The sequence below is a fragment of the Pseudomonas sp. RA_35y_Pfl2_P32 genome (assembly GCF_963970735.1).
Classification (GTDB): domain Bacteria; phylum Pseudomonadota; class Gammaproteobacteria; order Pseudomonadales; family Pseudomonadaceae; genus Aquipseudomonas.
Genome location: NZ_CAXAQF010000107.1, coordinates 1 through 663, shown reverse-complemented (window position 1 = coordinate 663; position 663 = coordinate 1). Strand labels below are relative to the sequence as shown.

The 663-nt window shown below is 62.0% G+C and carries 2 pseudogenes; both read left to right on the top strand.

The window, feature by feature from the left end:
- Window positions 1-35: 35 nt before the first annotated feature.
- Window positions 36-233, top strand: a pseudogene (locus tag AACY45_RS29395) (ribonucleoside-diphosphate reductase subunit alpha); the annotation flags it as partial.
- A gap of 97 nt (window positions 234-330) precedes the next feature.
- Window positions 331-663 (top strand): annotated as a pseudogene (locus AACY45_RS27320) (ribonucleoside-diphosphate reductase subunit alpha); the annotation flags it as partial.

Sequence of the window (663 nt, the reverse complement as noted above, 5' to 3'; positions counted from 1 at the left end):
AGTGGAAGGACGAGAAGGGCTTTATCGAGGACGTGATGCGTTTCCTCGACAATGTCCTGCAGGACTTCATCGACCGTGCCGAGCCGGGCATGGAGCGTGCGGCCTATTCGGCGATGCGCGAGCGTTCGGTCGGGCTCGGCGTGATGGGCTTCCACTCCTTCCTCCAGGCGCGAGGGCTGCCGTTCGAGGGCGCGATGGCGAAGTCGTGGAACCTGCGCATGTTCAAGCACATCAAGGCGCAGGTCGACGAAGCCTCGATGCATTTGGCGACCGAGCGCGGGCCCTGCCCCGACGCCCGACATGGGCGTGATGGAGCGCTTTTCGTGCAAGATGGCGATCGCGCCGACCGCGTCGATCAGCATCATCTGCGGCGGCACCAGCGCGTGCATCGAGCCGATCCCGGCCAATATCTACACCCACAAGACGCTGTCGGGCTCCTTCTCGATCAAGAACCCGTATCTCGAAAAGCTGCTCAACGAGAAATCGAAGAACAGCGACGCGGTGTGGAATTCGATCCTCGAGCAAGGCGGTTCGGTGCAGCATCTCGACTTCCTCGACCAGGAGGAGAAGGACTGTTTCAAGACCAGCTTCGAGATCGACCAGCGCTGGCTGATCGAGCTCCAGGCCGATCGCACGCCGTTCATCGACCAGTCGACCAGCCTC